This is a genomic window from Pseudomonas sp. SDO5591_S426 (assembly GCF_054070755.1).
In genome coordinates this window covers 1-3405 of the sequence record NZ_JBSVXD010000333.1, presented here as the reverse complement: position 1 = coordinate 3405, position 3405 = coordinate 1, and the positions used below count along the sequence as shown (strand labels likewise).

3 protein-coding genes are annotated in these 3405 nt (G+C 60.1%); 2 read left to right on the top strand and 1 reads right to left on the bottom strand.

The window, feature by feature from the left end; translation table 11 throughout:
* Window positions 1–48 precede the first annotated feature (48 nt).
* A complete protein-coding gene (locus ACW9JC_RS29450) occupies window positions 49–849 on the bottom strand; it encodes a helix-turn-helix transcriptional regulator (protein WP_150702000.1) in 801 nt (266 codons plus the stop codon).
* Window positions 850–975: 126 nt separating this feature from the next.
* Here ACW9JC_RS29450 and ACW9JC_RS29445 point away from each other — a divergent pair, with 126 nt between their 5' ends.
* Window positions 976–1797 carry a carbon-nitrogen hydrolase family protein gene (locus ACW9JC_RS29445; RefSeq protein WP_457459441.1) on the top strand — a complete coding sequence of 274 codons (822 nt, stop codon included), beginning with the start codon at window positions 976–978 and terminating at the stop codon, window positions 1795–1797.
* 236 nt (window positions 1798–2033) lie between these two features.
* Window positions 2034–3359 carry an APC family permease gene (locus ACW9JC_RS29440; RefSeq protein WP_457459439.1) on the top strand — a complete coding sequence of 442 codons (1326 nt, stop codon included), beginning with the start codon at window positions 2034–2036 and terminating at the stop codon, window positions 3357–3359.
* The last annotated feature ends 46 nt before the right edge of the window (window positions 3360–3405 follow it).

Here is a 3405-nt window from a genome sequence, read left to right as displayed (position 1 = left end):
TACAGGGGAATGCGATCAGTGTAGGAGCTGCCGAAGGCTGCGATCTTTTCAGGCATTTTGTGCCTGGAGAAAAATCGAAAACAACTCGGACTGGGATTTGATCCCCAGCTTGCTGTACATGTGTTTCTTATGGACTTTCACGGTTTCGATGGAGATTTCCAGTTTGCGGGCGATTTCCTTGCTGGAGCAGCCGCTGAGCATCAAACGCCCGACATCCAGCTCCCGCGCGGTCAATTGCGCGCCTTTGAGTTGCTGTACCGACGCTTCCAGTTGCACCCGCCAGTCGCCTTGTACCGGTGCTGGGGCGAGGGCCACCACTTCGTTGATCTCATAGGGTAGACGCTGGCGCAACAACCCGAGCACCCACGGCTGGATCAACGACAACAAGGCTATCTGCTGCGCGCTGAAGCGTTGCTTGCTGCCCAGTGACAGGCACAGCGTGCGGTCGCCTTCGAGCTGACAATTAAACTGTATTTCGTCGGCCACGACATTCACACGAAAGTATCGTTGATAGTACTCGGTGAGCTCGAAATGCTCCGGGGCCACTTCCGACAGGCGATACAAGCCGGTGCGCGATTGTTCGCGGCAGGCGATATAGAACGGGTCGAGCAGGTACAGGCCGCGCAGGTAATCCTGGAACAACGGGTCCGGGCCGCCGTCTTCGCCGGGGCATTCGGCGAACACTTGCGGGTGCTGGTCGGCGCTGAACAGCAGCGCTACCCAACTGTCGCAGGGCACGTACTGGTCCAGTAAACGCACCAGCTGCGTCCAGAAATTGGGCTTGTCCAGGGCGTCGATCAATTGCCCCACCGAACGGTGCCAGGCGATGTCGTCCAACGAGAGTGTCATGCATCTACCCCTATCGTGTTACCCCAGCGGCGTGATTTCCCGGCCGCTTGCTTGCTGCGCATACTGGCGCACAGACAGCGACCGGGCAATCTTTCTCCCAGCCCGGCCTTAGAACAAGGAATACCCATGAAGGTCGAACTCGCCCAATTGGCGGGCCGTGACAACGACACGGCTTACAACCTCGAACGTGCCCTGGAGGCGATCAACGCCTGCGCCGCCGACACGCAACTGATCATGTTTCCGGAAAGCCACTTGATGGGCTTCCCGAGCGCCGAGTCCGTGGCCGATGTCGCCGAACCGCTGGACGGTCCGACCGTCAGCGCGATTGTCGCTGCGGCCCGTGAGCGCAAGGTCGCCGTGGTCGTCGGCACCGCCGAGAACGACAACGGTCGTTTCTACAACACCACGCTGTTGATCACTCCCGAAGGCATCGCGCTGAAATACCGCAAGACGCACCTGTGGGCGTCGGACCGCGGTGTGTTCGAGGCCGGTGACCGCTACGCCACGTGCCTGTGGAACGGTGTGCGCGTCGGCTTGCTGATCTGCTACGACATCGAATTCCCCGAAACCGCCCGCGCCCTGGCGCAACTCGGTGCCGAGTTGCTGCTGGTGACCAACGGCAACATGGACCCGTACGGCCCGACCCACCGCACCGCGATCATGGCCCGCGCCCAGGAAAACCAGGCGTTCGCGTTGATGGTCAACCGCGTGGAAGAGGGCGATGGCGGGTTGTTGTTCGCCGGTGGCAGTGCGCTGGTGGATCCGCTGGGCACGTTGCTGTTCGAGGCCGGTCGTGAAGAGGGGCAGTTTGCGGTGGAGCTGGACCTGAACCAGTTGACGGCGGCGCGCCAGGATTATCGCTATCTGGATGATCAGCGGCTGAAGTTGCCGGGGGAGATGGTTGAGCATGCCAGCGGACTTCGGGAGTTGCTGATTCCTGCTCGTTGATCCGGATTTTATATTGCCTGGACTGGCCTCATCGCGGGCAAGCCCGCTCCCACAGGATATATGTCGTTCACAAAATCTGAATCCACAGACGATCCTTGTGGGAGCTGGCTTGCCAGCGATGAGGCCCTGACGCACGACACATCTGTTTGATTCGAACAAAGAACAACAACGCCACACCCGAAATTTGCGCCGAACTCGGCTCTGCCATAAATCTAATAATTCCGGAGTAGTCGCTCATGGCTCGTTTGCAACGCACCCTGTCATTAGGGTCGGTGGTGCTATTTGGCATCGCCTACATGACGCCGATCATTGTGCTCGGCACCTTTGGCATCCTCGCTCAATCCACCGCCGGCATGGTGCCCGCCGCGTATCTGGCGGCACTGGTGGCGATGTTCTTCACCGCCATGAGCTACGGGCGCATGGCCTCGGCCTTCCCGGTGGCCGGTTCCGCCTACAGCTATGTGCGCAAAGCCATCAGCCCGAAACTCGGGTTCATCGCCGGTTGGGCGGTGCTGCTTGATTACCTGTTCCTGCCGATGGCGATCTGGCTGATCGGCGCGGCTTACCTCAACTCGGCGTTCCCCGCCGTGCCGCAGTGGATCTGGGTGCTGGCGTTCATCGGCATCACCAGCGCGATCAACATCGTCGGCCTGAAACTGGCCAACGGCATCAACGCCTTGCTGATGCTGGTGCAATTCCTGGTGCTGATCGCCTTCGTCGCGCTGTGCGTGCACTACGTCGGCGGCGATGCGAGCACGCCGTTGTGGTCGGTCAAACCGTTCTTCAACGGCGACATGCAGATGCCGTTGATCATGAGCGGTGCGGCCATCGCCTGTTACTCGTTCCTCGGTTTCGACGCGGTCAGCACCCTGACCGAAGAAACCCGTGACCCGCGCCGCACCATTCCAAGGGCGATCATGCTGATCACCTTGATTGGCGGCCTGATTTTCGTCGGTGTGTCGTACTTCGTGCAGATCGCCCACCCGTCGTTCCAGTTCGACAGCGTCGACTCGGCGGCCTATGAAATTGCGCGCAACATCGGCGGCGACCTGTTCGTCTCGATCTTCCTGATCGGCCTGATCGTCGGTCAGTTCGCTTCGGGTCTGTCGGCCCAGGCCAGCGGTTCGCGCCTGCTCTACGCCATGGGCCGCGACGGCGTGCTGCCGAAGTCGTTCTTCGGCACCTTGCACGAACGATTCGGCACACCGATCAACAGCATCCTGCTGTGCGCGGTGGTTGCCTTGCTCGCACTGAAACTCGACGTCACCACCTCCACTTCGTTCATCAACTTCGGCGCGTTTCTTGCATTCAGCCTGGTGAACCTGTCGGTGATCTTCCATTACTGGATAGGCGGCGAGAAAAAAGGCCTGCGCGAATTCGTGCTGTTCCTGTTGTTCCCATTCATCGGTCTCGCGGCGGATTTGTGGCTGATGGTCAGCCTTGATCACCTCGCTATCTATCTCGGCCTGAGCTGGTTGGCGATCGGCGTGGTCTACCTCGCGGTGTTGACCGGTGGTTTCCGTCGTCAGCCACCGGAGATGGATTTCCAAGAGGCTGCATGACGCCTTTGTAGGAGCTGCCGCAGGCTGCGATCTTTTGATCTTGAAA

Bases quoted from the DNA above. Each gene is read 5' to 3' on its own strand.
- ACW9JC_RS29450 (WP_150702000.1), bottom strand. From the start codon at position 849: ATGACACTCTCGTTGGACGACATCGCCTGGCACCGTTCGGTGGGGCAA.
- ACW9JC_RS29445 (WP_457459441.1), top strand. From the start codon at position 976: ATGAAGGTCGAACTCGCCCAATTGGCGGGCCGTGACAACGACACGGCT.
- ACW9JC_RS29440 (WP_457459439.1), top strand. From the start codon at position 2,034: ATGGCTCGTTTGCAACGCACCCTGTCATTAGGGTCGGTGGTGCTATTT.